Here is a 24059-nt window from a genome sequence, read left to right on the forward strand (position 1 = left end):
TAATGAGACAGTCGTTATTGATAAAAGTACTGCTCGCGCTGAGTGCTATTAGTGCACTAAGTGCTTGCACGCACCGTGTTGAGGTGTCTGCTAAAGAGCCCATTACTATTAATTTAAATGTGAAGGTCGATCACGAAATTCGCGTAAAAGTAGATAAAGAACTCGACAGTTTGTTTAGTGACGACAGTGAGTTATTTTAAGGAGCTAAAACATGAATACGAAGAAAAAATTAAATATTATTACGTTAGTTAGTGCAGTATGTATGTCGTTCTCTGCGTGGGCTATTAGCCTTGATGACGCTAAAAACCAAGGTTTAGTAGGTGAAGATAGCTCTGGTTATTTAGGACTTGTTGTACAAAACGCAGAGGCAAAAGCCGTTGTTGATGACATAAATGCAAAGCGTAAAGCGCAGTACTTAAAGCTCGCTAAAAAGAATAACTTGTCGCTTTCACAAGTTGAAGCGCTTGCTGCTGCCAAAACAATTGAAAAAACCCAAAGTGGTCATTACGTTGAAGTAAATGGTAACTGGGTTAAAAAATAAGCGTTAGTTATTGCTTTATTTTGTAAAAAGTTTTGCACAAAGTTTTGTACAAACCAAGATAAAACCGAGCATTTAAGCGCTCGGTTTTTTACAGCCTTCAAGTAACTGCTGCCAAAAATCAATACCCTTACGCCTTGCTAGGTTTATATTATGTTCAGGAATAGATTCAGGCTCGTTATAACTATCAAGTGCTTCGCTCATGCTTGCTTCGCGAATTAAATGCAAAGTAGGAAAGGGCGCTCTATTTGTGTAGTTTGCGGCATCAGTTTCATCGCTGTCGGCAAATACGTAATCAGGATGAAAGTTAGCAATTTGATACTTACCTTCAAACCCCTGCGCGACTAAAAGCGCATTTGCTAAATCGACCAAGTCTAAAAAGTCTTCAAAGTCACTAAAGCCGTTGTCAAACATGATAAGGGTTGTTTCGCGCTCTGGTTCGCGGTCAAGCTCAACGCATTGCTCAAGCATATCCATTACAGCATCATCCATACTTGCTGCTGGACTTACGATGTAATGAATACAGTTATTTTCTACTTCTTTACGAGCAAACGGGCAAAAGTTATATTTAACGATAACAGATGACACCCATTCGCGGGTTTGGCTTATAGCTATGCTGGTCACGGTTTTGGCTCTAAATATTGGTTAATAATGGTAAGTGTTTTTTGTATTGCACCTTGGTTTTTAGCTACGCATTGCGCAGCTTTAATACCTAAGGTTTGGCACGATTTTGTGTTTTGGCTAAACGTTATGAGCTGCTTAGCTAATTCGTCGTTGCTATCAACCACTACAGCGCCTTTAAGCTTTATTAGCTCGGGATAAACATGATCAAAATTGTATGTGTGCGGACCTGTTATTACACCTACTGAAAACGCGGCTGATTCCAGTGGGTTATGTCCACCTCTACGTATTAAGCTGCCACCAATAAAGCTCACATTTGCAGCGCCATATAAACACTGTAATTCACCAAGCGTATCAGCAAGGAGTACTTGTTCATTGTTGTAGTTATTTTGGCTACGACGGCTAAAACTAAGTGGGCTTTGTGTTAAAAGCTCAGCTACTTTATCAAATTGCTCTGGATGGCGCGGGGCAATTATAAGTAATGCGTTCGGTTGCTTTTTTAGTAACTGTTGGTGAGCCGCAAGTACTAATTCATGCTCTACAGGATGTGCTGAGCCTGCCACCCATACAAAGCGTTCGTCATTGATGTGTTCAGTACTGCTATTTTCATTACTACTATTTTTATTAATACTGTAAAGCTGTTTAAGGTTGAGTACTTTGGCTAATTGCTCGTCACTTGGTGTTATATCAAATTTTATAGAGCCTGTTACATGGCTTTTTGAAGCTTCAAGGCCAAGCTCTATAAAACGCTCCGCATCTGCCTTGTTATGACTCGCAAGTACTGTAATTGAGCGCATAATAATATGCGTTAATTTAGCGACCTTTAGATAGCCTTGCTGCGACTTTTCAGAGAGTCTTGCATTGATGACAAGTACCGGTATATTTTTTTTGTGACTTATCGCCATTAAATTAGGCCATAGCTCGGTTTCTAAAATACATAATGCTTGTGGCTTTATACGCTTTAAAAATCGGGCTGTCGCAAACGGAAAATCGATTGGTAAGTAGCTATACGCCACAGTATTTTTAAACTGGTTAAGTATTTGCTCTCTGCCTGTTGGAGTATTACAGGTTATAAGTATATTTAAATTTGGATGCGCTTTTTGAAGAGCTTTAATAAGCGGCGTTGCGGCTAGTACCTCACCAACAGAAGCACAATGAAAAACTAAAGGTTTGGTTTTAGTCGTAAATAAAGACTTACTGACAAACCCAAAGCGCTCTTTAAAGTGTGCACGATAACCTTGGTTTTTTTTACCTCGTAAAATATAGAGATAAAATACAATCAGTGGGCTAATAAAAATTAATGCTAGAGAGTAAAAAATGCGTGCCATACTGATCTTTCTTAAAGGGAAGTGGCGTTAGTTTACCGTGAAATAGCCGTTTTCTAAACATACTCGCAATAAAATATGGTCTGGGTTCAGTTATAACCCGATAAAATGCACACAATTAAATAAAATTATGGAATAATGGATTTAATTTTTCCCTGCTATTTCAGTTCCTAGAGGAATTTTTCATGTCAATTATCGATTCAGTGGCAACTAGCTACGTTGAAACATTAAACCGTCATCAAGCATTATTTGAAACGATGGAAGCTTATCATCAAGAATCTATGCAACTGTTAGAAGCATGCCACAGTGCATTACAAGCTGGTGGCAAGATTGTTTGGTTTGGTAACGGCGGTAGTGCAGCCGATGCGCAGCATTTAGCAGCAGAATTTGTAGTGCGTTACAAATTAGAACGTGGTCCGCTTGCCTCAATGGCATTGACTACAGATACATCAATTTTAACAGCACACAGCAACGATTATCACTTTGATACGGTGTTTGAACGCCAAGTTCAAGCGCTATGTAAGCCAGAAGATTTAGTGATTGGTTTAACCACATCAGGTACTAGTAATAATATTAATTTAGCATTAGAAGCTGCAAATAAACTAGGCGCTTTTACAGTGGCATTAACTGGGCGTGATGGCGGTAAAGTAAAAGACATTGCTAAGTTACCTATCATTATAAAAAATGACGAAACAGCACGTATTCAAGAAGCTCACATGTTTATAGGTCACTGGTTATGTGAAGCCATGGATATGGTTGTTGCGGAGCAGCAGTAATGGATTTATCGTTATTAAAAAACTTATCAGCGGCACGAATATTAGTTGTTGGCGACGTAATGCTAGACCGTTATTGGTATGGTGATACAGGTCGAATTTCGCCTGAAGCGCCAGTACCTGTTGTTAAAGTAAGTAAATTTGAAGACAAAGCGGGCGGCGCAGCTAACGTTGCAAAAAATATAGCGCGGTTAGATGCAAAAGTTGGCTTACTGGGCTTAATTGGTGAAGACGAAAGCGGGCAGATTTTAGAGACTATTTTAAAAGGTGAAAAAATAAGTTCACAATTAGTCAGTGTATGTGATTTACCGACTATTTCAAAAATGCGTGTTATTAGCCGCCACCAACAACTCGTTCGTCTTGATTTAGAAGAAACATTTACCGAGCAACACAGTCAACTTTTATTAAACCGTTTAGAGCTTGTACTTGATGAATACGATTTTATTGTGTTCTCTGATTACAGCAAAGGATCTTTAAGCTTAATTAAAGAGATGGTAAGCCTTGCTAAGGGCGCCGGAAAAACGGTTTTAATCGACCCTAAATCGCCAGATTTACATTTATATGAAGGTGCTGATTACATTACGCCTAATTTACATGAGTTTAAGTTAGCGGGTGGTCAAACCGATTCAGAAGAAGCTTTAGCAGCAAGTGCGCGTGATTTAATTAGCAAAAATGGCATTAAAGCCATGTTGCTTACGCGTTCTGAGCAAGGTATGTCGTTAATTAATGCAGATGAAAAGTTTGATTTTGCAGCACAAGAGCTTGAAGTAAGCGATGTGACTGGGGCCGGTGATACGGTTATAGCTACACTCGCGGTTATGCTTGGTGCGGGCATGGAACCTAAAGATGCAGTCGAAATTGCTAATTTAGCGGCAGGTATAGCGGTTAGTAAATTTGGTGCAGCTACAGTTTCGCCAGAAGAGTTAAGTCGTAAGCTTGGTCAGTATTTACATACTACTGGTGAGCATTACCAAACACCATTTGATGATGTACTTCAGCATATTGAATTTGCAAAACAAAACGGTGAAACCATTGTATTTACTAATGGCTGCTTTGATATTTTACATGCTGGGCATGTGCGTTATTTAGCACAAGCTAAAGCGCGAGGCGATAGACTCGTTGTTGGATTAAATAATGACGAATCTATTACGCGTTTAAAAGGGGCAGATCGTCCTATTAACCCATTAGATGAACGTGCAATGGTACTTAGCGCACTTTCATCAGTTGATTGGGTTATTCCGTTTGGCAGTTTAGATGAAAACGATACTCCCGCTAAATTAATTGAGCAAATAAGCCCTGATATTTTAGTTAAGGGTGGTGACTACACCGTAGAGCAAATAGCGGGTGCTGAGCATGTACTTCGCCATGGCGGAAAAGTTGAAGTGCTTGAATTTTTAGATGGGTGCTCAACATCAAAAGTAATTAGTAAAATTAAACAGTAATTACTGATTTAGTTTGCTTAAAAAATACAAAAAGGGATGAAAACACTGTTTTCATCCCTTTCTTACTTTTAATACGTTACTTTATTAAAGTAACGTATTAAAAGTTATATTCGTACTTAGCAAATGCAGAAGTATCGTTTTCAGCGCCGTCGTTGTTAGACGCAAAAGCACCTAAAGTGACGCGTCCTCCCATAGAAAGCATTCTGTAACGAAGTTCTAATTGCTTAGAGTTAAACCCTGTTTTAGTAATAGAATTGCCTAAATCTGGGTTGTTAGGGTAAAGGTCCCTGTTATCGCTGTTGTAATCAACACTACGTAATTTTACCTGCCAATCGTTTCCATTAGATAACTGACCTAGCAGAGTTAAAACGACTGATTGTGCATCGTTATCGTAGGTTGAGCCAATTGTACGACCATGGTATCGGTAGCCTGATCTATAAGCCGACAACTTATCATCATGCTCATAGTAACAATTTTCAACTTTTGATTCAGCTTGGCATGAAACACCAGTATCTATATATTCAACATTTACTAATATGTTTTGAGCATAAATGCGCTGTGTTGTTTGCACACCAAATAAGTATGCTCTATCAGCGGGTTTAAACTGTGAGCTAGCATCTTCACCTATAGTACTGGCATAAACCGCATATGGTTGATCAAATAAGGTATCTGACCAACGAATATCAATACCAGCCAGTTGATTACCTATTTTTGACTCAAATTGACTGTCGCAGCTGTCATTACCATCTGTGCAAGTTGTTTGGCCAGTTATAACATCAATAAAATCACCCGCAGAGCTAGGTTGTCCATCGCCAGCCCATTGTGCAGACCAGCTAAGTGCAATTTCTAGCTGTTGAATAGGGCGGAAATTAACACGGGTACTCCACAGTAAAGCATCAGGTATAACACGCGTAGACTCAAGTTTAGCCATTTGTGCAGTAAAGCTCCATTGACCAATCCAGCTCAGCCATGGTGTCTCGAAAGCAGTACTTTTTTCTCTGGTAACACTTAGTGCAGGTAAAGGTTTCGCATTACCTGATATAATTAAGCTGTTATCAACACCAGGTCCCCAAAATTGTTCAACAGCACCGGCTCTAAAAATCCAGTTACCTAAACGGTAAGCTAAGTAACTATCATCAAGTGAGGTATCGTTACAATCGGTTAAAGCTTGCTCGTTGGTAACTATATCGTCAGTCGTTTTTCCATCAACTAAACACTTTTTACCGTCTTTTCTATAATTTATAGCTACTTTAGCTGCAAAGTTATCGCCTAAATAAGCGTAAGCTGCAGAAAGCTCTGTTTCTTGAGTATTTGTTGCACCAAAGCTTGTTGCTATGATTGGATCTGTGGCTGCAAAAGCTGATAATTGAAGACTATGTGAGCTACTATTTTCTGATTTATATCGATGTTTAACGCGAAGTAAAGCATCTTGTAAGCTTGGAGATAATTGCTCCAGCGGCATACTTTCCACATCGCTTATAAAACTTTTCCACATAAGCGGATAGGTAGTTACAGGAGCTAAAATAACACCGGCATCAGCTAATTGTTGAATATCAGCTCTTAGACCATAATCATCGGGTTTTACCCATGGCTCAGCATTAACTGATGCGCTCATAGCGCAAAAAAGAGTAGAAAGTAGAAAAATTCTGTTTCGCAAAGTTCAGATCCTTGTGATTAAGATTGCGGCTAAGTTTATCAATCTAAGTCTGCTATTGCAGTAAATAATCAAATTTATAGAGTTAATTTAATATATTAAAATGTAACCTGTCTATCGTAATAAGTATCTGATTGATATACTGGAGCTCAAATAGGACATTGAGAATGCAATGAGCAACAAACGACTTTTATTTATTCCAGTATCATCACCGGAAGGCATTGGTGAATATATGCGCTCGTTGTTGTTGGCTCAAAGTTTACAGGCAGAACTTGCAGATTCTCTCGATATTCATTTTATATTAAATAAGCATACTCCTTATGCTAAAACTTGTCCTTTTAAAGCTACACTACTCGAACACTCAGCGACTAAAGAGCTTGATTTTGTTTGCGACTTTATAGAGCAATTTAAACCTGATGTCGTTGTTTTTGATTGTGCAGGACGTGCAGGGCATATGAAGGCGGCTAAAAAGGTAGGCGCTAAAGTTATATTCATTTCTCAGCATGCAAAAAAACGTGCTAAAGGCTTAAAACTTAACAGAATTAATTTAATTGATACACATTGGGTTGTACAGCCTGATTATTGTATTGAGCCACTTACATGGGCTGAAAGTACTAAGTTAGACATGTTTCCCTTGGCACATCCTCGAAATGTAGGTCCTTTTGTTACATTTGCCTCTTGCGCGCAAAAACGTGATGTTTTAAATCGCTATAACTTAGTATCGGAAGGCTATTTTATTGTAAATGCTGGCTCAGGCGGACATGTATTAAATAACCTTAATTGCGCTGATGTTTACTTTAAAGCCGCGCTTAAAATTACTAAGCACACTGGTTTAAAAGCAGTTGTTGTGTTTGGTCCCAATTATAAGAAAGCCATTCCTGAAAGTGATGAGGTTACTTGTTTAGCAAGTCTGCAAAGTACTGATTTTTTGGCATTAATGAGCCAAGCTAAAATCGCATTACTTAGCGGTGGAGATACTTTACTGCAAGCAATTGCAGTTCAAACCCCCGTTGTGGCATGTGCTATCTCAAAAGATCAAAATACACGTTTGGATCATTGTGTTAATGCAGGTGTTGTCATAAAAGCAAATCTTGATATTGATGAAATCACTACGAAAATAGCTCAAGTTATTAGCGAGCCTTTCTATAATGAATTCGTTGCTAAATATAGCCAACTTGATAATACACATAGCTTCGATGTGATCACTAATGGCATAAAAAATATGCTTATAGGGGATCGCTAATGAATATAGTGATTGTAATTGATTCCCTTGTGGGTGGTGGTGCTGAAAAAGTAATGCTGACCCTTGCTGAGGAAATGGCCAAGTTAAAGCACCGAATCACTATTTTGTCTCTTGCTAACTCTATTGAATATAATATCCCTGAAGTACTTAACGTGGAGAGTTTATTCGCACATAGGGCATCAAAAGTAGATCGATTTTGGCAGCGTAAAAATAGCATTTTAACACTACAAACTTGGTTTGAAAAAAAACAAAGCGAGCTGGGCAATATTGATTTAGTGCTTTCTAATCTTGATAGAAGTAATAACTTGCTCGCGCGTAGTAATATCAAAAATGTTCATTTTGTTATTCACAACTCAGTTAATGCAGAACTTGCACGTCAAAAAAAGTTAGGTCCATTTTCATACTTATATCTTAAAAAAAGTAAGCAAAATTTAAATGGTAAATCACTTATTTGCGTATCAAAGGGTGTTGAAAAAGAAATAACACAAGGGGATTTAATTAACCCAAGTGCAATTGCGACTATTTACAACCCGTTCGATTTTGAAAAAATAAGACAGCAAGCAAATGAGCAAAATAACAATATCCCAAATGAGCCCTACTTAATTCATGTAGGAAGACTCGCCAAACAAAAACGCCACGATATATTATTTGCAGCATTTGCAAAGCTTGATAAAAAATACAAGTTAGTACTTTTATGTAATAAACCGGCTAAAGCGCTAAAGCTTGCACAGGAATACGGCATAGAAAAACAGTTAGTAGTGCCAGGATTTCAACAAAACCCGTACAACTGGATTAAGCATGCCAAAGCTTTAGTGTTGAGTTCTGATTTTGAAGGACTTCCAACGGTATTAATTGAGGCTTTAGCGGTGGGTACTTCGGTAGTTAGCACTAATTGTACATTTGGACCAAGCGAGATATTAACAGGCGAGCTAAGTAAATATTTAGTACCCGTTCAGCAAGGTGAGGCATTAACCAATGCCGTTAAGCAGGTGCTAGCAGATAAGCCAAATGTAGAAAACGCAGATATTCTAAAACAAGTACAGGCAGAGCAGGTTGCTCTGAAGTATTTAGCATTGGCTAACTAAGTTAACTTATATTAGGTTAACTTATATTAGCGAGCGCTTTGAAGTAGTTGCTGTGCAGAGTTTGCCAGTCAGTCGCTTGCCAATTAAATGTCTCGTTTCGACCTTGTTCTTTTAAAAATGAGCGCTCAAGTCGTTCCATATTACTTTGTTGCCACTGCACATTAGGCATTTTTATTTCACCTCTATCAAAGTCGATAATGTACACATCACCAGTATCATCAAACAAAATGTTATTAATGTTTAAATCGGCGTGATAAACACCTTTTGAATGAAATAGCGCGATTGTTTTAGCTATGCGCTCCAACTCATCTTCGGTCAATGGGCGTTCAATTAATATATCGAGTACGCTTTTAGCGCCTTTAACAGCCTCGGTAATAATATCCCCACGATAAATTAATCCGCTGCGGGTTACTTTAGCTGCAATAGGGGTTGGTACGTTTAAACCAAGCTCTATAAGTTTACTCATTAAGCTAAACTCTTTATACACACGGGTTTGTTCAAGCCCTGGATATAAATATTGATCGCTTAGCAATTTACCCACTAAGCCACCGCGCCAATAATGCCTAAGTACGGCTGTTAATTCGTCTTGTTTAAAAAACCACGCAGTTGCTCGGCCCTTTTTAGCGCCCACAATTTTATTTCGTTGTTGCCAATAATTTGCATCAAACCAATCGAGAGTAATTTGGCTCGTGTATTTAGGGTGGCTTAATACAGTGTGATTGCCTTGCACGTGTTGTTTAAACATAGCTCTGCGTAATTGCTAAATAATATGCCTATATTAGCGCGTTTTAAAGCTGAGGATAAGTGCTTGCAATAGCGTGATTATAATTTAAGATCGGCTTTTGTATTTAATACCTAAGGGAATGTGTGACTCAAGCTCCTAACTATTCATCTATTTGTATATTAAGACTCTCAGCCATTGGCGACGTATGTCATGGTGTGAGTGCTGTACAAGCCATTCAAAAAGCACACCCTAATGCAAAAATCACCTGGGTTATTGGCAAAATAGAAGCCATGTTACTTGCTGACTTACCTGGTGTTGAGCTGGTGGTATTTGATAAAAAGCAAGGAAAAGCCGCACTTAAAAGCTTAAAGCAACGCTTTAAAGATCAACAGTTTGATGTACTACTTAACATGCAAGTTGCATTAAGGGCTGGATTTGTAGCGCATTGTATTCCTGCAAAAGTAAAAATAGGATTTGATTGGGCGCGTTCAAAAGAATTGCACAGCTTGTTTATTAATAAACGAATAGAGCCACAAGCTCAGGCGCATGTGCTTGAAGGCTTTAAAGGTTTTGCAAAAGCCATTGGTGTTGCTGATTATAAACCGAGTTGGAACATGCCATATACAGAGCAAGACCAAGCGATTGCAGATGAGTTACTAACACCAAAGTACCTAACTAATAAACTGTTAGTAATATCGCCAGCAGCAAGTAAAGCACAGCGCAATTGGCTCGCTGATCGTTATGCAGCATTGGCTGATTATGCAAATGAGCAAGGCTTTAAGGTGGTATTGACGGGGGGGCCAACAGAACTTGAAATTAACCTAGCAAATAGTATTGTTGAGTATAGTAAAACACCTATTTTAAATTTAGTGGGTAAAACGAAACTCAAAGAGTTGTTGTGCGTGTTAAAGCGTGGCAGCTTAGTGCTTGCGCCCGATACGGGTCCTGCACATATGGCGGTAACGGTTGGTACGCCGGTTATTGGTTTATACGCACATTCAAACCCAGCACGCACAGGTCCTTACTTATACCAAGACTACGTGGTAGAGGTTTATCATCAAAATTTGCTTAAGCAAACTGGTAAAACGGCTGAGCAAGTGCCGTGGGGTACGCGCGTAAAAGGCGATGATTTAATGAGCCAAATTACAGTTGATGACGTAAAAGCGATGTTTGATCATGTTGTACAAAAAGAGTCTTTGTAATGAATGTACAAAAAAAAAATAAAGCACTTTTTTTAGACCGAGATGGCGTAGTAAATGTTGATCATGGTTATGTGTATCAAAGCGATAAATTTGAATTTATTGAAGGTGTTTTTAGTACTTGTAAAGCATTTTATGATGCGGGCTATAAAATCATAATCGTCACTAATCAATCTGGAATTGGCCGAGGTTATTACACCGAAACTGATTTTTTAGCACTAACTGATTGGATGAAAACCCAATTTAGCGATCACAGTATTGAAGTTGCCGATGTGTACTTTTGCCCTCATCACCCTAAAAAAGCGCACCCTGAATATTTGAAAGAGTGCAGTTGCAGAAAGCCTGCGCCAGGGATGTTATTGCAAGGCATACAAGAGCATAACATCGACCCTGCTTGCAGTATTATGGTGGGCGATAAACTCAGTGATATGCAGGCTGCGAAAAAAGCAGGGATCACTACCCGCGTTTTAGTGCGTTCAGGTCAAAGCTTTGATGAAAGTGCCAAGCAAGAGGCTGATTTAATTATCGATTCTATAAACAGTTTACCTGCACTTTTAAAGACATAAATAAACTAAACAGATTAGCCTGTAAACTGGCAGGAATTCCTTCCAGTTTAGGGCGTTTGCGACGAACTGCAAACCGTGCATTTTTCCCATTAAACTTTTACAATACCCCCCATAATAAACAGTCGCTTAAATGTGGTTGTTTACCCGTTCAAATAAATGGAGAACACAGATGAGAGCATCTGCTTTTTTTAGCCAGCTACAACAGCAAATTGAAGACGTAAAAACCGAAGGTTTGTATAAAAGCGAACGTATTATTAAATCTCAGCAGCAAGCTCAAATCGAAGTTGCATCAGGTAAAGTAATCAACTTTTGTGCTAATAACTACTTAGGTCTAGCTAATAGCCCAGAGCTAATTGAAGCTGCGCAAAACGGTTTAAATAATCATGGTTTTGGTGTTGCGTCTGTTCGTTTTATTTGTGGTACGCAAGATATTCATAAAACACTAGAGAAAAAAATCAGTGAGTTTTTGGAAACTGAAGACACCATTCTATATTCTTCGTGTTTTGATGCAAACACTGGTTTGTTTGAAACTATTTTAGGCGCAGAAGATGCTATTATTTCTGATTCGTTAAACCATGCATCAATTATTGATGGTGTACGTTTGTGTAAAGCTAAGCGTTTTCGTTATGCAAATAACGACATGGCTGATCTTGAAAAGCAACTTATTGCAGCAGATGAAGCTGGCGCTAAAACTAAACTAATTGCTACCGATGGCGTGTTTTCTATGGACGGCGTTATTTGTAATTTAGAAGCTGTGTGCGACCTAGCTGATAAATACGATGCACTTGTAATGGTTGATGACTCTCACGCAGTCGGCTTTGTTGGCGAAAACGGTAAAGGTACACCAGAGTACTGTAATGTATTAGACCGTGTAGATATTATCACCGGTACATTAGGTAAAGCGCTAGGCGGTGCTTCAGGTGGTTATACATCAGGTAAAAAAGAAATTGTTGAATGGTTACGTCAGCGCTCACGCCCATACTTATTCTCAAACTCATTAGCACCTTCAATTGTTACTGCATCAATTAAAGTACTTGAAATGCTAGAAAATGGCGGCGAGCTTCGCGCTAAACTTTGGTCAAATGCTAAATATTTCCGTGAGCAAATGGAAGCTGTTGGTTTTACGTGTGCAGGTAAAGATCATGCAATCATCCCAGTAATGCTGGGAGATGCAAAAGTAGCCTCGTTAATGGCTGATAAGTTACTTGTTGAAGGTATTTACGTAACTGGTTTTTCATTCCCTGTAGTACCAAAAGGGCAAGCCCGCATTCGTACACAAATTTCAGCGGCGCATAGCATTGAGCAACTCGATATTGCTATTGATGCATTTACCCGCATTGGTAAAGAAATGGGCGTTATTTAATTTTATTTTAAACCGAAGCCTTGCTTCGGTTTTTTAGTTGAGTGTGAATTATGAAAGCATTATCTAAATTAAAAGCAGAACCGGGCATTTGGATGACAGATGCGCCAAAGCCAGAAGTCGGTCATAACGACTTACTGATTAAAATTCGTAAAACAGCTATTTGTGGTACCGACGTACATATTTACAAATGGGATGAATGGGCAAGCAAAACTATTCCTACTCCAATGGTTGTTGGTCACGAGTATGTTGGTGAAGTCGTTGATATGGGCCAGGAAGTTCGTGGCTTTAAAGTAGGCGACCGCGTATCGGGTGAAGGTCATATTACATGTGGGCACTGTCGTAACTGTCGTGCTGGGCGTGTACATTTATGCCGAAATACAACAGGCGTAGGTGTAAACCGTGAAGGTGCATTTGCAGAGTATTTAGTTATTCCTGCATTTAATGCATTTAAAATTCCAGATAACATTTCTGACGAACTGGCTTCTATTTTTGACCCGTTTGGCAATGCAGTTCATACCGCATTATCGTTTGACTTAGTTGGCGAAGATGTACTTATTACTGGTGCAGGCCCAATTGGTATTATGGCAGCAGCGGTTGCAAAACACGTTGGTGCTCGCCACGTCGTTATTACCGACGTAAATGAATACCGCCTAGATTTAGCCCGCAAAATGGGTGCATCACGTGCTGTAAACGTGGCAAGCGAAAAGCTTGAAGATGTAATAAAAGACTTAGGTATGACAGAGGGCTTTGATATTGGTCTTGAGATGTCAGGTGTGCCAAGCGCTTTTAATTCAATGCTTAATAACATGAACCACGGCGGTAAAATTGCCATGCTAGGTATTCCACCATCTGATATGGCAGTTGATTGGAACCAAGTTATTTTTAAAGGTTTAGTGATTAAAGGTATTTACGGTCGCGAAATGTTCGAAACGTGGTACAAAATGGCAAGCTTGATTCAATCTGGTCTTGATTTGAACCCAATTATTACACATCAGTATTCTGTGGATGACTTCCAAGCTGGCTTTGATATGATGATTTCAGGTCAGTCAGGTAAAGTAATTTTAAACTGGGATTAGTTCCTAACTAAATTACAAGAAGGGCGGCTTTAGCCGCCTTTTTTATACTATTAATTAAAGAGACTTCAATGGCATTTAAACACATATCTATAGCGCAAACGTTAGAACTTCTAGATAAAGAAGACGTTGTAATTGCAGATATTCGCGATCCAAATTCGTATCAAGCTGGTCGTATTCCAGGCTCAGAAGCACTTTCTAACGGTAATATTGCACAATTTATGATGGAAAAAGAATTCGATCAGCCAATTATTATTGTGTGTTACCACGGTATGAGCTCTCAGGGCGCAGCTAGTTATTTAGTTGAACAAGGCTTTGAAGATGTTTACAGCATGGATGGTGGCTTCACTGCTTGGGAAGCGGCTTACAGCGAGAAGGTAGAGCGATGATAGAGCTTGGCAGTTTAAATAACCCACGCGCCGCACAGGGCTTTATAGATTATTTAAAAAGCCAAGGCCTAGATGCAAAGATACACTCAGCAGATGGTAGTAATGTCATCATTAGCGTGACTGAAGAGGACTTTCATCAAGTTCAGCCGCTATGGACTGAATTTACACAAAACCCCAATCATGAAAAATACCAGCAAGCATCTTGGGATGTAGGCAGCACGCAATCGCCGCTTAAATATCAAGGGCAATCACTTAATCTTATGGCGCGATTTAAAGCGCTTAGCTGGCTTAACCAAACTGTTAGCATATTAAGTATTGTTATTTATGTCGCTTTTTTATTGGGTGGATTTGATGAAATTTATACAGCTCTGCAATTTAATCCATCACAACCGCTCAGTTGGTTAACACCTGCGCTTGTGCATTTTAGCGCGATGCATATTGTGTTTAATTTAATTTGGTGGATGTCGCTTGGCGACAATATCGAAAAGCAATGCGGAAAACTCAGCTTAATAGGTTTGTTTTTAGTGACTGCACTTATTAGTAATTGGGCGCAATACCTAATGGTTGGTCCTAACTTTGGCGGTTTGAGTGGCGTAGTATATGGGTTACTTGGTTTTTGTTGGATTCATAGCTTTTTAAATCCGAACAAACCAGCACTGGTTAGTACGGCTATTGTTGGTTTTATGTTGATTTGGTTAGTGCTTGGTTTTGCAGATGTATTGTTTGTAGGTATGGCTAATTGGGCGCACTTAGGTGGATTAGTTAGCGGTATGGCTTTTGCCTACACCGCCAAAGTATTTAACGCAAAACGTTAAATACTAATGATATAAATACTTAGTGAACAAGACTTCACGGATGATCTCTTGTCCTGTTTCTTCTTTTAAGAGGCTTTTTAGTTTTTCGGCGCACTTTGCGCGTATTTCTTCACGGCCAGTAAGGGATTTTATTTTTTCTTCAGGCTCTTTAGATAAAATTTCTACTAGGGCATCACGTAGTAATGGCGTGTGGTGCTCTACTACTGCAATATTTGAAGTGTCATTAAGCATTAAATCAATAGTTACACGCACATAGCCCATTTTTTTACTTGATGCGCCAATGTAGTTGGTGATTATATCGGGCTCAAAACCAAAATAACCAACTGTAGATTCAGCACGAGCTGTAAAGCTTATGACGCTTACAAAGAACGTAAAAAGACCTGCGTATACTATTTTTTTCATATTTAAAGCGTTTCTTAAAACTTGTTACAAATAGTTTATACTTAATAGTGGGTAATAAACAGCGCCAAGCAATTATTTATGGTTATAAAACATCACTTTTTCAAAAGCTTTGGCAATGGTATCATCTCGTTGTTTTTTATTTTGTTGAGCTATTGTGATTACTTATCCTCTGTCTATATCTGCTAATTGGCAGTCCACTTCATATGTAAGTGATTTATCTCCTCTAGAGCAAGAATGGCTTTTTGAACCTAATTCTTTAACTGCTAAATTAAAAAGTAAATCACAAATTTTTAGTGTAAGAGTATTGAGCGAACAGTTATTTACTTTAAGTCTAGAGCAAAAGTTATTACTAAACTGTAGCGCTAAAACAGCGATTAATAGAGAAGTACTCTTATTGTGCGATAACAAACCTGTGGTATACGCACAGAGCTGGCTTCCTAAAAATGATTCGAGCAATCCTTTGCACAATATGGGTGAACGACCTCTTGGTGATGTGATTTTTCAAGACCCAGCACTAAAACGAACGGATATAGAAATTGCTCATTTTGATGCCAAGCACCCCGTTCAGCAATTAGTTGCAAAATTAAACCTACCCGAAAAAAACTTACTAGGCCGTCGAAGTGTATTTGCACTCAAAGAATATAAATTTTTAGTGTGTGAAGTGTTTTTACCAGGAGCATATTTATACTCATGAAATTAGCCGTTTTAAAGCCAAAACATATTTCTTACTATATACAGCTAATGCGTATAGATAAGCCCATTGGTACCTTGTTATTACTTTGGCCAACATACTGGGCTTTATGGCTTGCTAATAGTGGGATGCCGAGCTTACTCAACTTTATTATATTTACGCTGGGCGTTGTTGTTATGCGAAGTGCAGGGTGTGTAATTAATGATTTTGCAGATAGGAAAATAGACGGCTCTGTAAAACGCACAGCTCAGCGGCCGCTAGCTTCAGGGCGGGTTAGTAGTGGTGAAGCACTTAGCCTATTTTTACTGCTCATAGTTATTGCGTTTATTTTAGTATTAATGCTTAGCGTTAATACTCTTTTGCTTTCTTTTGGGGCTTTGGCTTTAGCCTTTTGCTACCCTTTTATGAAACGCTATACACAATTACCACAAGTTGTTTTAGGGGCTGCATTTGGTTGGGCTATTCCAATGGCGTATATGGCTTCAATAAATGCATTACCGCAGCAGGCATGGTTATTATTTATAGCCAATATTTGCTGGACAGTCGCTTATGACACTATGTATGCGATGGTTGATAGAGATGACGATTTAAAAATAGGGGTAAAATCAACCGCTATTTTATTTGGTAAATTCGACCGCCACATAATCTTTTTACTTAATGCTGTATTTATAGCTCTGGTTGCGTTTATTGGTATAAGTAATCATTTAAGTGTCGCGTTTGGCGTTGGTTTAAGTGTAGCAGCTGGTTTATTGGCATATCAACAAACGCTTATTCATAAACGTGAAAGAGATGCCTGCTTTAAAGCGTTTTTAAATAATCATTATGTGGGCTTGGCTATCTTTATGGGGTTATTACTTTCATACCCAATAGCATTTTAAAGCCTTAATAAAGGCTGTTAAAATTCGCTATTTAGAGCTATCGGGGTGGATCAATAATGCCGCTAATAGAGGCGTTTTTTCTAAACCATCCAGCAATAGAATAGCGTTCGTCAACTGCAGGAAGCACTTCATGAGCAAAACGTTCGCTTTCAAACATAACCAATGTGCCAGCAGTTGGTTTAATGGTTATTTCTACTTCTTTACTTTTAGGTTTATATATAACAAGTTCGCCACCTTGCTCTGGCGTATTTAAATAAAGCACCGTTGTAAATACACGATTAGATCGACCTTTAAATGCATCTAAGTGTTTTTTATAAAAATCACCCTGTGTATATTTTGCATAATGGCATTCGTAATCAAATAGCCCCATAAAAAAGCTACGATTTAACGTGGTTTTTATACTTTGCATTATTGCTTGATACGTAAGCTGTGCTTGAGAGCTGCCGTCAAACCAATAGGTTTTGTCAGTACGAATAGTTTTATCTATTTGTAAGTTATTTAATCGACCAATACCGGCAAGGCTAAAGTGGGGGTTTATACGGTGACAATCTGCAACTAAATCGTTAACTAAATCGGCAATAAGCGCGTTATGAATTACGGTGTATCCTTGGCGTTCTATATCATCTAAATAGACATCAGGACCAAAAAGTGTGTTCATTCACATCAGCTGTTTAAAAAAGGTGCGACAGTGTAGCCGAAAAGCTATTTAAAGCTACTGTTTATTGTGCCGCACTTTTTCAAAAAGAAGGGTTAGTTAAATGCAGCTCCCGCTTTTTTTATAAGCGACAGCAAGTGCTCTACATGTTCGGTAATAGATGTTTGTTGGCTTGTTTGTACAACGAGTTGTTCGTGATTTAAATCTTTATTTGTTTTTAGTTGCACGAGTTCAGAGTTCTCTGCGATTGTGTTTGCATGCTCAATGCTTGCTATAGCAAAGTGATCTGATTTAACTACACCAGCCATTACTTGCTCAATGCTACCCACTTTAATACTTGATGATTTATTTAAAGAATCAATTGCTTCATTAAGCATAGTTTGCACTTGTTTAGATTGAGAGAAGCAGCCAAACATAGGGTAGCTATCAAGATTTTGCTTACTTATATCGTTTTTATGTGCAAGAGGGTGATTTTTTGAAACAAATAATACAAGCTGATCAGGTAAGTGAATGTCACTGCCAATACTATTAATAGCTTGAGAGTATACACTTATGTCTATTTCACCTTGTTGGAGTCTGCGTGTTAGCTCTTGTTGATCTTGTAACTGCATTTCAATTTTTATATGAGGATATTGAGCTAAAAACTGTCCACAAGAAATAGGTACTATGCTGCTTGCCTTATTGGTATAGCCAATAACAAGTTTTTCATTAGCATTACCGTTTACTGATTGAAAAATCCGTTTTTTCGTTAGCTCAAGTTCCGATAGAGTCGTTTTAGCATATTCAAGGAAAAGTTCGCCTTCAGGCGTTAATTTAACAGAACGAGTTGAGCGTTTTACTAACTCATATCCCATTTCATTTTCAAGTGTTTGAATGCTGCGCGTTAGCGCTGAAGTACTAATTTGGGTTTGTTCAGCTGCTTGTCTAAAGTGACGTAATACACCAAGTGCTACAAATTGCTCTAATTGTTCAAATCTCACTTTATAGTCCCTTTTTATAAGTAAGTCGCAGATACCACGGATATCAAATATATTAATTTTTATTCTAAAGTTTAGTAAAATTCTATATTGAAATACGGTTGCAAGTTCATACGTGTTTCCAGCAGGATACCCCCCTTTTAGTATTAATTAAAGAGGAAAGCGACCAAATAGTATTACTTTTTTAATTGATAACTAGTTGTTTATTGTGTTTTGTCTATATTTTTGCAATTAACTATCTAGGCAAAGTTATTTTAACTCAGTGGGTTAGTTAGGAGGTTGGAGTTTAATTGTTCTAATTAATAAAAAAGTACGCCCCAAGATAGGGCGCACATATAACATGATTATGACAAATAATAGGGTGTTTTATCTATGAGAGTTTATTTTACAAAATTTCTATTTATTCGGCTGCTTAATGGTTTATTTTCAATGCTTTGTAGTTCTATTTCAATCGCATCACAGGAAATATGTATTTCGAATAAAGACGTTAATAACGATAAACTTAAGCAAGCTAAGCTAATGCCAAATAAAATAATCCCTGTGGTATTAAATTCAATAAATAAAGCAAACATCGAAAATGTACACAGTAAAAAAGAGGCTACGCCGTATACCTGCATTGTTCTGATTAAGTTTATTCGTTTACGTAAGTTAGTGATTTGAGCGACTACAACAGGTCGAATAGATTCACCTTCGCGCGCATTTAACTCCCTAATTAATTGCGCTAAAACTAAAAATCGGTTTGTATAGGCTAATAATAGCAGCGATATGGCTGGAAAAAGTAAGCCCGGGGTTGTAAGTGTCATGTTTATTCCTTAAAAGTGCAGCATGCTAATAATTTAGCGTAGGATATTGTTAACACAAAATAAATGAGGTGAATATTGCAAAATATTAATAATAAAAATTCAACTGATAGCTCTTTTCAATGGGTTACAATTTATAAAGCCGAAAATACCCTTGAAGCTAATATTATTAAAGGTTTAATACAAACCAGTGGCATTGAATGCAAAATAAAAGGTGAGATGCTCCAAGGCGCATTGGGAGAAATTCCATTTGATCAAGCACAAGTTAGTGTGCAGGTTTATGCGATAAAAGAGCGCCATGCGCGCCAAATATTGGTAAACTATCAACAAGTAAAACAATCCGCTCCAGATTGGGTATGCCCTAACTGTAATGAGCATAATGGATCAACATTTGATTTTTGTTGGTCGTGTGAGACGTTAAAGAATGACTAAAGCAAATAATTTTCAGCGTATTAGAGAGCTTAACTATTTACAAAAAGCTGTTTTGGCAAGTGCTTTAATAGAGCGAATGCTGCCAAATTACGGTTTATTTAGCGAAGCAACGGGGTTTGGTGATGAAACCTTACTTCGTAATTCGCTTAATGTTTGTTGGGAAAAAATATTACTGCCTAAAAGTAAAATAGATCTCGAAAAACAAGTTGAAAAAATAGAACCGAATGTTCCTGAACTTGCTGATTTTGATATGTTTGGTACTTACCCTGCTATTGATGCTGCAACGTCTTTACTTAGCTTAATGCATGGTTTAATGGCGCAAGATGAGCAAGAGTTAATTAGTGTCAGTAAAATATCTCAAGCAACAGTGGCCCGCTTTATTGAATATCAAATGACGGTTGAAGGTGAGGTTGCTGATAACACAGCAGTTAGAGAACATCCATTAATGCAATACGAAATTGAAGTATTAGGTGAGCTAATTGATTTTGTAGAAAATATGGGGCGTATTACCTCTGATAGCGTGAAGGCACTTAAAAAGTTTGCCCTAGAAGATGGCCAAACAAATATTGGCCTTACGTTATAAAAACAGCGAAGTGAAATTTTAAAGGCAGGAGAAGTACAGTGCGAATTTTAGGCATTGAATCGTCATGCGATGAAACAGGTATTGCAATATACGATGACGAAAAAGGCTTGTTAGCTCATCAATTATACAGCCAGGTAAAAGTACACGCTGATTATGGCGGTGTAGTACCGGAACTTGCATCGCGCGATCATGTTCGTAAAACGCTACCACTTATTGATGCTGCATTTGCACAAGCGGGTTGCGGCCCAGAAGATTTAGACGGTATTGCTTATACTGCAGGCCCAGGTTTAGTTGGAGCATTATTGGTAGGTACTTCTATTGGTCGTTCATTAGCATACGGTTGGGATATTCCAGCTGTTGCTGTTCATCATATGGAAGGGCATTTACTTGCTCCGATGCTTGAAGAAAATATTCCTGAGTTTCCGTTTATTGCATTGCTTGTATCGGGTGGTCATACCATGATGGTTAAAGTAGCGGGTATTGGACAATACGAAGTACTAGGTGAGTCAGTTGATGATGCCGCAGGCGAAGCATTTGATAAAACCGCTAAGTTACTTGGTCTTGACTACCCAGGTGGCCCGCGCTTAGCTAAAATGGCCGAACAAGGCGTTGCTAAGCGCTTTATTTTTCCTCGCCCGATGACCGACAAACCAGGTCTTGATTTTAGTTTTAGTGGTTTAAAAACTGCAGCATCAATCACTATTCGTGAAAATGACGACGACGATCAAACTAAAGCTGATATAGCGCATGCATTTCAAACAGCGGTTATTGATACGCTGGTTATTAAGTGCAAGCGAGCGCTTAAACAAACAGGTATTAAGCGTTTAGTAATCGCCGGTGGCGTAAGTGCAAATACACAGCTTCGACTGCAGCTTGAACGCGTAATGAAAGGTATGAAAGGCGAAGTTTTTTATCCGCGTACTGAATTTTGTACCGACAACGGTGCAATGATTGCTTATGCAGGAATGCAACGATTAAAAGCAGGTCAGTTTGCAAGTCTTGATATGAAAACAAAACCTCGCTGGCCAATAGATAGCCTTGAGCCTATTTAATTATACCAATTGCATTAAATTAGTGATCTATTATAGCGATAAGAAAATAGCTCAATAACAAGGCTAAAATTATGATACATAGTTGTTCTATATAAATAATTTTTAACGTAGTTAGTGAGTTATTTAATACGCTAGAATGATTATGTTTTTAATAAAATTGGTATTACTCTTACATTAACTGTTTTCGTTTTCATCAGTGGGTGCTTTTTTAGCGCCTACTTTTGGTTCTTCCCCACTAAATAATCGAATAATATTAGTACGGTGACGAAATATAATTAACAACGTGATAAAAGTAACGGGAAGAGTATAAAGTGGTTTTATTAGCCATGTATATAAGGGCGCTAAAGATACAGCTACAAGCGCTGCCAGTGATGAATAGCGTGTTATAGCCACTATAACCAGCCATGTACAAACAAGTAAACCAGCCAATGATAAGCCAATAGGTAATAATGAGCCAAATGCCGTTGCTACGGCTTTACCGCCTTTGAAGCTAAAAAACAGTGGGTACATATGGCCTAAGCAAGCTGCTACAGCGACTAAACCAAGCTCTAAAGGTTCAACTTCTAAAAAATAAGCTCCCCATACTGGAATAGTGCCTTTTAAAATATCAAACACTAAAACCAAGCAAGCCGGAAATGCTCCGCCTAATCTATAAACATTTGTAGCCCCTGGGTTGTTAGAACCACTATTACGAGGGTCAGGGAGTTTGAACAACCGCGACACTAAAATAGCCGACGAAATCGACCCAAGTAAATAAGCTAAAACAAACATTAAAGTGGCTAACACACGCTTCCTTATTTTTTAATTGCTATACCAATTGATAGTACTTTTAAGCTATTATTGGCAGCAAAATTTATCGTGAAAATTATTAACAGGCTATTTAATAGCTAGTTTGGTTATTTTGCTATTGTAGAAGTTATTTTCACATATTTAAACACTGGCTAAACCATATACAGTATTAATTTTATTGATGCTTTGTATAGTTGCTTAGTCGTTTGTTGTTATTTGGAGTATCAATGGATAAGGTTTTTATATCTCAATTACACGTCGACACTATTATTGGAGTGTACGACTTTGAAAAAGAAAGTAAACAGAGCCTTTATTTTGATATTGAAATGCTTAGTGATATTAAGCCTGCAGCCGAAAATGACGATATTAATTTAGCACTGGATTACTCAAAAGTAAGCGAACGCGTTATTAAGCACTGCACTGCAAAACCTGTTGAGTTGCTAGAGACTTTGGTTGAGCAGTTGGCTGAGATTATTTTAAGCGAGTTTAATACGCCACAAGTTACTATAAGAGTAAGTAAACCAGCAGCAGTAGCACAAGCACAAACTGTGGGTGTTGAAATTACACGTGTTAAGGCAACTGACTAAATGGCTCAAATTTATATCAGCCTAGGGTCAAATATAAATAAAGCGCATTATATACAATGTGCATTAATTGCACTTAAGCAGCACTTTGAGCACATTGTGCACTCGTCTGTTTTTGAAAGTGAAGCAGTTGGGTTTGCTGGCAATAATTTTTATAATTCAGTAGTTGGCGCTACAACTGATATGTCGCTTGCTGATGTATGCGCTTTATTAAAACAAATAGAGCGTGATAATGGGCGTACAGCGAACGACAAAAAATTTAGTCCACGAACGCTCGATTTAGATTTACTGTTTTATGATGATGTAACTTGCGATTCCCCAGCGCAATTACCACGTGATGAAATAACTAAAAATGCATTTGTATTACAACCTCTGAGTGAGGTTGCCCCAGATTTTTATCATCCTGTAGCTAAGCAAACGATTGCGCAGTTATGGAATGAATATAATAACCCTCAACAAAAGCTATGGAAGGTGGAGTTTTCTAACCTATGAGTATTATCGAAATAATTATTTTAGCCCTCATACAGGGATTTACTGAGTTTTTACCAATATCGAGTTCTGCGCATTTAATTCTCCCATCGCAAATTTTAGGCTGGGAAGATCAAGGGCTTGCGTTTGACGTAGCAGTACATGTTGGTACTTTAATAGCCGTTGTTATTTATTTTCGTAAAGAAGTAGTAGATATACTAAGCGCATGGTTTAAATCTTTTGGTAAGCAAGGCACTACCGATGACAGTAAATTAGGCTGGTGGATTATACTAGGTACAGTGCCTGCCGCTATTTTAGGTTTACTTTTAAAAGACTTTATTGAGTTATATTTGCGAAGCGCTTGGGTAATTGCTACTACCACCATTGTATTTGGTTTGTTGCTTTGGTACGCGGATGCAAAAGGGAAACAAATTAAAACTATTTATCAGCTCAATTGGAAAACGGCACTTATCATTGGTTTTGCACAAGCTGTTGCAATGATCCCGGGTACTTCTCGATCAGGTATCACGATGACCGCTGGTTTAATGTTGGGTATGAATAAGCAAAGCGCAGCGCGTTTTTCGTTTTTACTAGCGATTCCGATTATTTCTATGATGGGGCTTTATTATATTGCAGAGCTTGCACTGGGTGACCATGTAGTTGATTGGAATACATTATTGCTTGGTGTGGTGCTATCGTTCTTATCGGCTTATGCATGTATATTTATGTTTTTAAAAGTAATAGAGCGAATGGGTATGTTGCCATTTGTAATATATCGTTTATTACTCGGTGTAGGTTTGATTGTATTTTTAACGCTATAAACAAACTTAATTAGTAAAACCAAAAAAAGCACCTTTAGGTTAATGCCAGTCAGTTAAGCTGACTGGCATTTTTCTTTTTATGGGGATACTTAGATGGTTTTGGCTTAACCCATCGGG

General features: G+C 38.2%; 29 protein-coding genes. 20 read left to right on the forward strand and 9 right to left on the reverse strand.

Annotation, left to right across the window (positions count from 1 at the left end; genetic code table 11):
- The first annotated feature begins 2 nt into the window (after positions 1-2).
- Both I6F54_RS18905 and I6F54_RS18910 read left to right on the forward strand, forming a co-directional pair.
- A complete protein-coding gene (locus I6F54_RS18905) occupies positions 3-200 on the forward strand; it encodes a YnbE family lipoprotein (protein WP_138584429.1) in 198 nt (65 codons plus the stop codon).
- A gap of 11 nt (positions 201-211) precedes the next feature.
- A complete protein-coding gene (locus tag I6F54_RS18910) occupies positions 212-541 on the forward strand; it encodes a YdbL family protein (RefSeq protein ID WP_002961068.1) in 330 nt (109 codons plus the stop codon).
- Positions 542-613: 72 nt separating this feature from the next.
- On the opposite strand, the gene I6F54_RS18915 is transcribed toward I6F54_RS18910, so the two are convergent.
- Together I6F54_RS18915 and waaA are read right to left on the reverse strand one after the other, a co-directional pair.
- Positions 614-1162, reverse strand: coding sequence for a DUF1415 domain-containing protein (locus I6F54_RS18915; RefSeq protein WP_197142688.1), 549 nt, complete (start codon positions 1160-1162; stop codon positions 614-616).
- The gene (waaA, locus tag I6F54_RS18920) at positions 1159-2487 is read right to left on the reverse strand and encodes a lipid IV(A) 3-deoxy-D-manno-octulosonic acid transferase (RefSeq protein ID WP_197142690.1); all 1329 of its coding nucleotides are present in this window, start codon (positions 2485-2487) and stop codon (positions 1159-1161) included. The genes I6F54_RS18915 and waaA overlap by 4 nt, the downstream gene beginning before the upstream one ends.
- A 182-nt stretch (positions 2488-2669) precedes the next feature.
- Between waaA and I6F54_RS18925 the strand changes: the two genes are divergently transcribed.
- Positions 2670-3260 (forward strand): SIS domain-containing protein, encoded by a 591-nt coding sequence (locus I6F54_RS18925; RefSeq protein ID WP_002961065.1) that lies wholly within the window; start codon positions 2670-2672, stop codon positions 3258-3260.
- Positions 3260-4699: a bifunctional D-glycero-beta-D-manno-heptose-7-phosphate kinase/D-glycero-beta-D-manno-heptose 1-phosphate adenylyltransferase HldE gene (gene hldE / locus I6F54_RS18930; protein ID WP_165729385.1), complete on the forward strand. Its 1440-nt coding sequence runs from the start codon at positions 3260-3262 to the stop codon at positions 4697-4699. Before I6F54_RS18925 ends, hldE begins: the two co-directional genes overlap by 1 nt.
- 97 nt (positions 4700-4796) lie before the next feature.
- Here hldE and I6F54_RS18935 read toward each other — a convergent pair whose 3' ends face one another.
- Positions 4797-6314, reverse strand: coding sequence for a capsule assembly Wzi family protein (locus I6F54_RS18935; RefSeq protein ID WP_197142703.1), 1518 nt, complete (start codon positions 6312-6314; stop codon positions 4797-4799).
- Between the two features lie 211 nt (positions 6315-6525).
- Between I6F54_RS18935 and I6F54_RS18940 the strand changes: the two genes are divergently transcribed.
- Both I6F54_RS18940 and I6F54_RS18945 read left to right on the forward strand, forming a co-directional pair.
- Positions 6526-7596, forward strand: a complete 1071-nt coding sequence (locus tag I6F54_RS18940; protein WP_197142692.1) for a glycosyltransferase family 1 protein — start codon at positions 6526-6528, stop codon at positions 7594-7596.
- The gene (locus tag I6F54_RS18945; RefSeq protein ID WP_197142694.1) at positions 7596-8681 is read left to right on the forward strand and encodes a glycosyltransferase; all 1086 of its coding nucleotides are present in this window, start codon (positions 7596-7598) and stop codon (positions 8679-8681) included. Before I6F54_RS18940 ends, I6F54_RS18945 begins: the two co-directional genes overlap by 1 nt.
- 16 nt (positions 8682-8697) lie before the next feature.
- Here the strand turns inward: I6F54_RS18945 and I6F54_RS18950 are convergent, their stop codons facing one another.
- Positions 8698-9426, reverse strand: coding sequence for a 3-deoxy-D-manno-octulosonic acid kinase (locus I6F54_RS18950; protein ID WP_197142696.1), 729 nt, complete (start codon positions 9424-9426; stop codon positions 8698-8700).
- A gap of 122 nt (positions 9427-9548) precedes the next feature.
- Between I6F54_RS18950 and I6F54_RS18955 the strand changes: the two genes are divergently transcribed.
- The 6 genes from I6F54_RS18955 (at position 9549) to glpG (ending at position 14810) form a co-directional block, all read left to right on the forward strand.
- Complete coding sequence (locus I6F54_RS18955) at positions 9549-10607, forward strand: glycosyltransferase family 9 protein (RefSeq protein WP_197142698.1); 1059 nt, start codon at positions 9549-9551, stop codon at positions 10605-10607.
- Entirely contained in the window at positions 10607-11170 is a 564-nt protein-coding gene (gene gmhB / locus I6F54_RS18960) for a D-glycero-beta-D-manno-heptose 1,7-bisphosphate 7-phosphatase (protein WP_197142700.1), read from the forward strand. The genes I6F54_RS18955 and gmhB overlap by 1 nt, the downstream gene beginning before the upstream one ends.
- A gap of 169 nt (positions 11171-11339) precedes the next feature.
- Entirely contained in the window at positions 11340-12533 is a 1194-nt protein-coding gene (locus tag I6F54_RS18965) for a glycine C-acetyltransferase (protein WP_010554396.1), read from the forward strand.
- Between the two features lie 50 nt (positions 12534-12583).
- On the forward strand, positions 12584-13609 hold the full coding sequence (tdh, locus tag I6F54_RS18970; RefSeq protein WP_007584716.1) for an L-threonine 3-dehydrogenase: 1026 nt from the start codon (positions 12584-12586) through the stop codon (positions 13607-13609).
- A gap of 68 nt (positions 13610-13677) precedes the next feature.
- Entirely contained in the window at positions 13678-13995 is a 318-nt protein-coding gene (gene glpE, locus I6F54_RS18975; protein ID WP_010554397.1) for a thiosulfate sulfurtransferase GlpE, read from the forward strand.
- Entirely contained in the window at positions 13992-14810 is an 819-nt protein-coding gene (gene glpG, locus I6F54_RS18980; RefSeq protein ID WP_165729392.1) for a rhomboid family intramembrane serine protease GlpG, read from the forward strand. The genes glpE and glpG overlap by 4 nt, the downstream gene beginning before the upstream one ends.
- Before the next feature lie 3 nt (positions 14811-14813).
- Here glpG and I6F54_RS18985 read toward each other — a convergent pair whose 3' ends face one another.
- The gene (locus tag I6F54_RS18985; protein WP_165729393.1) at positions 14814-15212 is read right to left on the reverse strand and encodes a flagellar basal body-associated protein FliL; all 399 of its coding nucleotides are present in this window, start codon (positions 15210-15212) and stop codon (positions 14814-14816) included.
- A gap of 154 nt (positions 15213-15366) precedes the next feature.
- Between I6F54_RS18985 and I6F54_RS18990 the strand changes: the two genes are divergently transcribed.
- Together I6F54_RS18990 and ubiA are read left to right on the forward strand one after the other, a co-directional pair.
- On the forward strand, positions 15367-15906 hold the full coding sequence (locus I6F54_RS18990; protein ID WP_165741436.1) for a chorismate--pyruvate lyase family protein: 540 nt from the start codon (positions 15367-15369) through the stop codon (positions 15904-15906).
- On the forward strand, positions 15903-16781 hold the full coding sequence (gene ubiA, locus I6F54_RS18995; RefSeq protein ID WP_165741433.1) for a 4-hydroxybenzoate octaprenyltransferase: 879 nt from the start codon (positions 15903-15905) through the stop codon (positions 16779-16781). Before I6F54_RS18990 ends, ubiA begins: the two co-directional genes overlap by 4 nt.
- 37 nt (positions 16782-16818) lie before the next feature.
- On the opposite strand, the gene I6F54_RS19000 is transcribed toward ubiA, so the two are convergent.
- The 3 genes from I6F54_RS19000 to I6F54_RS19010 form a co-directional block, all read right to left on the reverse strand.
- Positions 16819-17439 carry a 2OG-Fe(II) oxygenase gene (locus tag I6F54_RS19000; RefSeq protein WP_007584723.1) on the reverse strand — a complete coding sequence of 207 codons (621 nt, stop codon included), beginning with the start codon at positions 17437-17439 and terminating at the stop codon, positions 16819-16821.
- A 92-nt stretch (positions 17440-17531) separates the two neighbouring features.
- Entirely contained in the window at positions 17532-18416 is an 885-nt protein-coding gene (locus tag I6F54_RS19005) for a LysR family transcriptional regulator (protein WP_007584725.1), read from the reverse strand.
- Between the two features lie 377 nt (positions 18417-18793).
- A complete protein-coding gene (locus I6F54_RS19010; protein ID WP_007584730.1) occupies positions 18794-19216 on the reverse strand; it encodes a DUF2721 domain-containing protein in 423 nt (140 codons plus the stop codon).
- A 75-nt stretch (positions 19217-19291) separates the two neighbouring features.
- On the opposite strand from I6F54_RS19010, the gene I6F54_RS19015 reads away from it, so the two are divergent.
- The 3 genes from I6F54_RS19015 to tsaD are packed head-to-tail and all read left to right on the forward strand — an operon-like array spanning position 19292 to position 21280.
- The gene (locus I6F54_RS19015) at positions 19292-19645 is read left to right on the forward strand and encodes a putative signal transducing protein (RefSeq protein ID WP_010554404.1); all 354 of its coding nucleotides are present in this window, start codon (positions 19292-19294) and stop codon (positions 19643-19645) included.
- A complete protein-coding gene (locus tag I6F54_RS19020) occupies positions 19638-20228 on the forward strand; it encodes a YjaG family protein (protein WP_197142702.1) in 591 nt (196 codons plus the stop codon). Before I6F54_RS19015 ends, I6F54_RS19020 begins: the two co-directional genes overlap by 8 nt.
- 38 nt (positions 20229-20266) lie before the next feature.
- Entirely contained in the window at positions 20267-21280 is a 1014-nt protein-coding gene (gene tsaD / locus I6F54_RS19025; protein WP_010554406.1) for a tRNA (adenosine(37)-N6)-threonylcarbamoyltransferase complex transferase subunit TsaD, read from the forward strand.
- 174 nt (positions 21281-21454) lie between these two features.
- Here tsaD and plsY read toward each other — a convergent pair whose 3' ends face one another.
- Positions 21455-22066: a glycerol-3-phosphate 1-O-acyltransferase PlsY gene (plsY, locus tag I6F54_RS19030; RefSeq protein ID WP_165736229.1), complete on the reverse strand. Its 612-nt coding sequence runs from the start codon at positions 22064-22066 to the stop codon at positions 21455-21457.
- Positions 22067-22296: 230 nt separating this feature from the next.
- On the opposite strand from plsY, the gene folB reads away from it, so the two are divergent.
- Genes folB through I6F54_RS19045 form a run of 3 tightly spaced genes read left to right on the forward strand, consistent with a single transcriptional unit; the run spans position 22297 to position 23942 of the window.
- Complete coding sequence (folB, locus tag I6F54_RS19035; RefSeq protein WP_007584738.1) at positions 22297-22656, forward strand: dihydroneopterin aldolase; 360 nt, start codon at positions 22297-22299, stop codon at positions 22654-22656.
- Positions 22657-23145 (forward strand): 2-amino-4-hydroxy-6-hydroxymethyldihydropteridine diphosphokinase, encoded by a 489-nt coding sequence (folK, locus tag I6F54_RS19040; RefSeq protein ID WP_007584740.1) that lies wholly within the window; start codon positions 22657-22659, stop codon positions 23143-23145.
- Positions 23142-23942 carry an undecaprenyl-diphosphate phosphatase gene (locus tag I6F54_RS19045; protein ID WP_007584742.1) on the forward strand — a complete coding sequence of 267 codons (801 nt, stop codon included), beginning with the start codon at positions 23142-23144 and terminating at the stop codon, positions 23940-23942. The genes folK and I6F54_RS19045 overlap by 4 nt, the downstream gene beginning before the upstream one ends.
- Positions 23943-24059 lie beyond the last annotated feature (117 nt).

Origin of the sequence: Pseudoalteromonas sp. SWXJZ10B, from assembly GCF_015864475.1 — a bacterium.
GTDB classification, from domain to species: domain Bacteria; phylum Pseudomonadota; class Gammaproteobacteria; order Enterobacterales; family Alteromonadaceae; genus Pseudoalteromonas; species Pseudoalteromonas arctica.

Excerpts from the sequence above, each read along its gene's own strand:
- I6F54_RS19010 (WP_007584730.1), bottom strand. The coding sequence starts at position 19,216 with ATGACACTTACAACCCCGGGCTTACTTTTTCCAGCCATATCGCTGCTA.
- ubiA (WP_165741433.1), top strand. The coding sequence starts at position 15,903 with ATGAAATTAGCCGTTTTAAAGCCAAAACATATTTCTTACTATATACAG.
- I6F54_RS19045 (WP_007584742.1), top strand. The coding sequence starts at position 23,142 with ATGAGTATTATCGAAATAATTATTTTAGCCCTCATACAGGGATTTACT.
- I6F54_RS18925 (WP_002961065.1), top strand. The coding sequence starts at position 2,670 with ATGTCAATTATCGATTCAGTGGCAACTAGCTACGTTGAAACATTAAAC.
- glpE (WP_010554397.1), top strand. The coding sequence starts at position 13,678 with ATGGCATTTAAACACATATCTATAGCGCAAACGTTAGAACTTCTAGAT.
- I6F54_RS18965 (WP_010554396.1), top strand. The coding sequence starts at position 11,340 with ATGAGAGCATCTGCTTTTTTTAGCCAGCTACAACAGCAAATTGAAGAC.
- tdh (WP_007584716.1), top strand. The coding sequence starts at position 12,584 with ATGAAAGCATTATCTAAATTAAAAGCAGAACCGGGCATTTGGATGACA.
- I6F54_RS18910 (WP_002961068.1), top strand. The coding sequence starts at position 212 with ATGAATACGAAGAAAAAATTAAATATTATTACGTTAGTTAGTGCAGTA.
- I6F54_RS18940 (WP_197142692.1), top strand. The coding sequence starts at position 6,526 with ATGAGCAACAAACGACTTTTATTTATTCCAGTATCATCACCGGAAGGC.
- folK (WP_007584740.1), top strand. The coding sequence starts at position 22,657 with ATGGCTCAAATTTATATCAGCCTAGGGTCAAATATAAATAAAGCGCAT.
- folB (WP_007584738.1), top strand. The coding sequence starts at position 22,297 with ATGGATAAGGTTTTTATATCTCAATTACACGTCGACACTATTATTGGA.
- I6F54_RS18950 (WP_197142696.1), bottom strand. The coding sequence starts at position 9,426 with ATGTTTAAACAACACGTGCAAGGCAATCACACTGTATTAAGCCACCCT.
- hldE (WP_165729385.1), top strand. The coding sequence starts at position 3,260 with ATGGATTTATCGTTATTAAAAAACTTATCAGCGGCACGAATATTAGTT.
- I6F54_RS18905 (WP_138584429.1), top strand. The coding sequence starts at position 3 with ATGAGACAGTCGTTATTGATAAAAGTACTGCTCGCGCTGAGTGCTATT.
- gmhB (WP_197142700.1), top strand. The coding sequence starts at position 10,607 with ATGAATGTACAAAAAAAAAATAAAGCACTTTTTTTAGACCGAGATGGC.
- I6F54_RS19000 (WP_007584723.1), bottom strand. The coding sequence starts at position 17,439 with ATGAACACACTTTTTGGTCCTGATGTCTATTTAGATGATATAGAACGC.
- I6F54_RS18945 (WP_197142694.1), top strand. The coding sequence starts at position 7,596 with ATGAATATAGTGATTGTAATTGATTCCCTTGTGGGTGGTGGTGCTGAA.
- I6F54_RS18935 (WP_197142703.1), bottom strand. The coding sequence starts at position 6,314 with ATGAGCGCATCAGTTAATGCTGAGCCATGGGTAAAACCCGATGATTAT.
- I6F54_RS18985 (WP_165729393.1), bottom strand. The coding sequence starts at position 15,212 with ATGAAAAAAATAGTATACGCAGGTCTTTTTACGTTCTTTGTAAGCGTC.
- glpG (WP_165729392.1), top strand. The coding sequence starts at position 13,992 with ATGATAGAGCTTGGCAGTTTAAATAACCCACGCGCCGCACAGGGCTTT.
- waaA (WP_197142690.1), bottom strand. The coding sequence starts at position 2,487 with ATGGCACGCATTTTTTACTCTCTAGCATTAATTTTTATTAGCCCACTG.
- I6F54_RS19020 (WP_197142702.1), top strand. The coding sequence starts at position 19,638 with ATGACTAAAGCAAATAATTTTCAGCGTATTAGAGAGCTTAACTATTTA.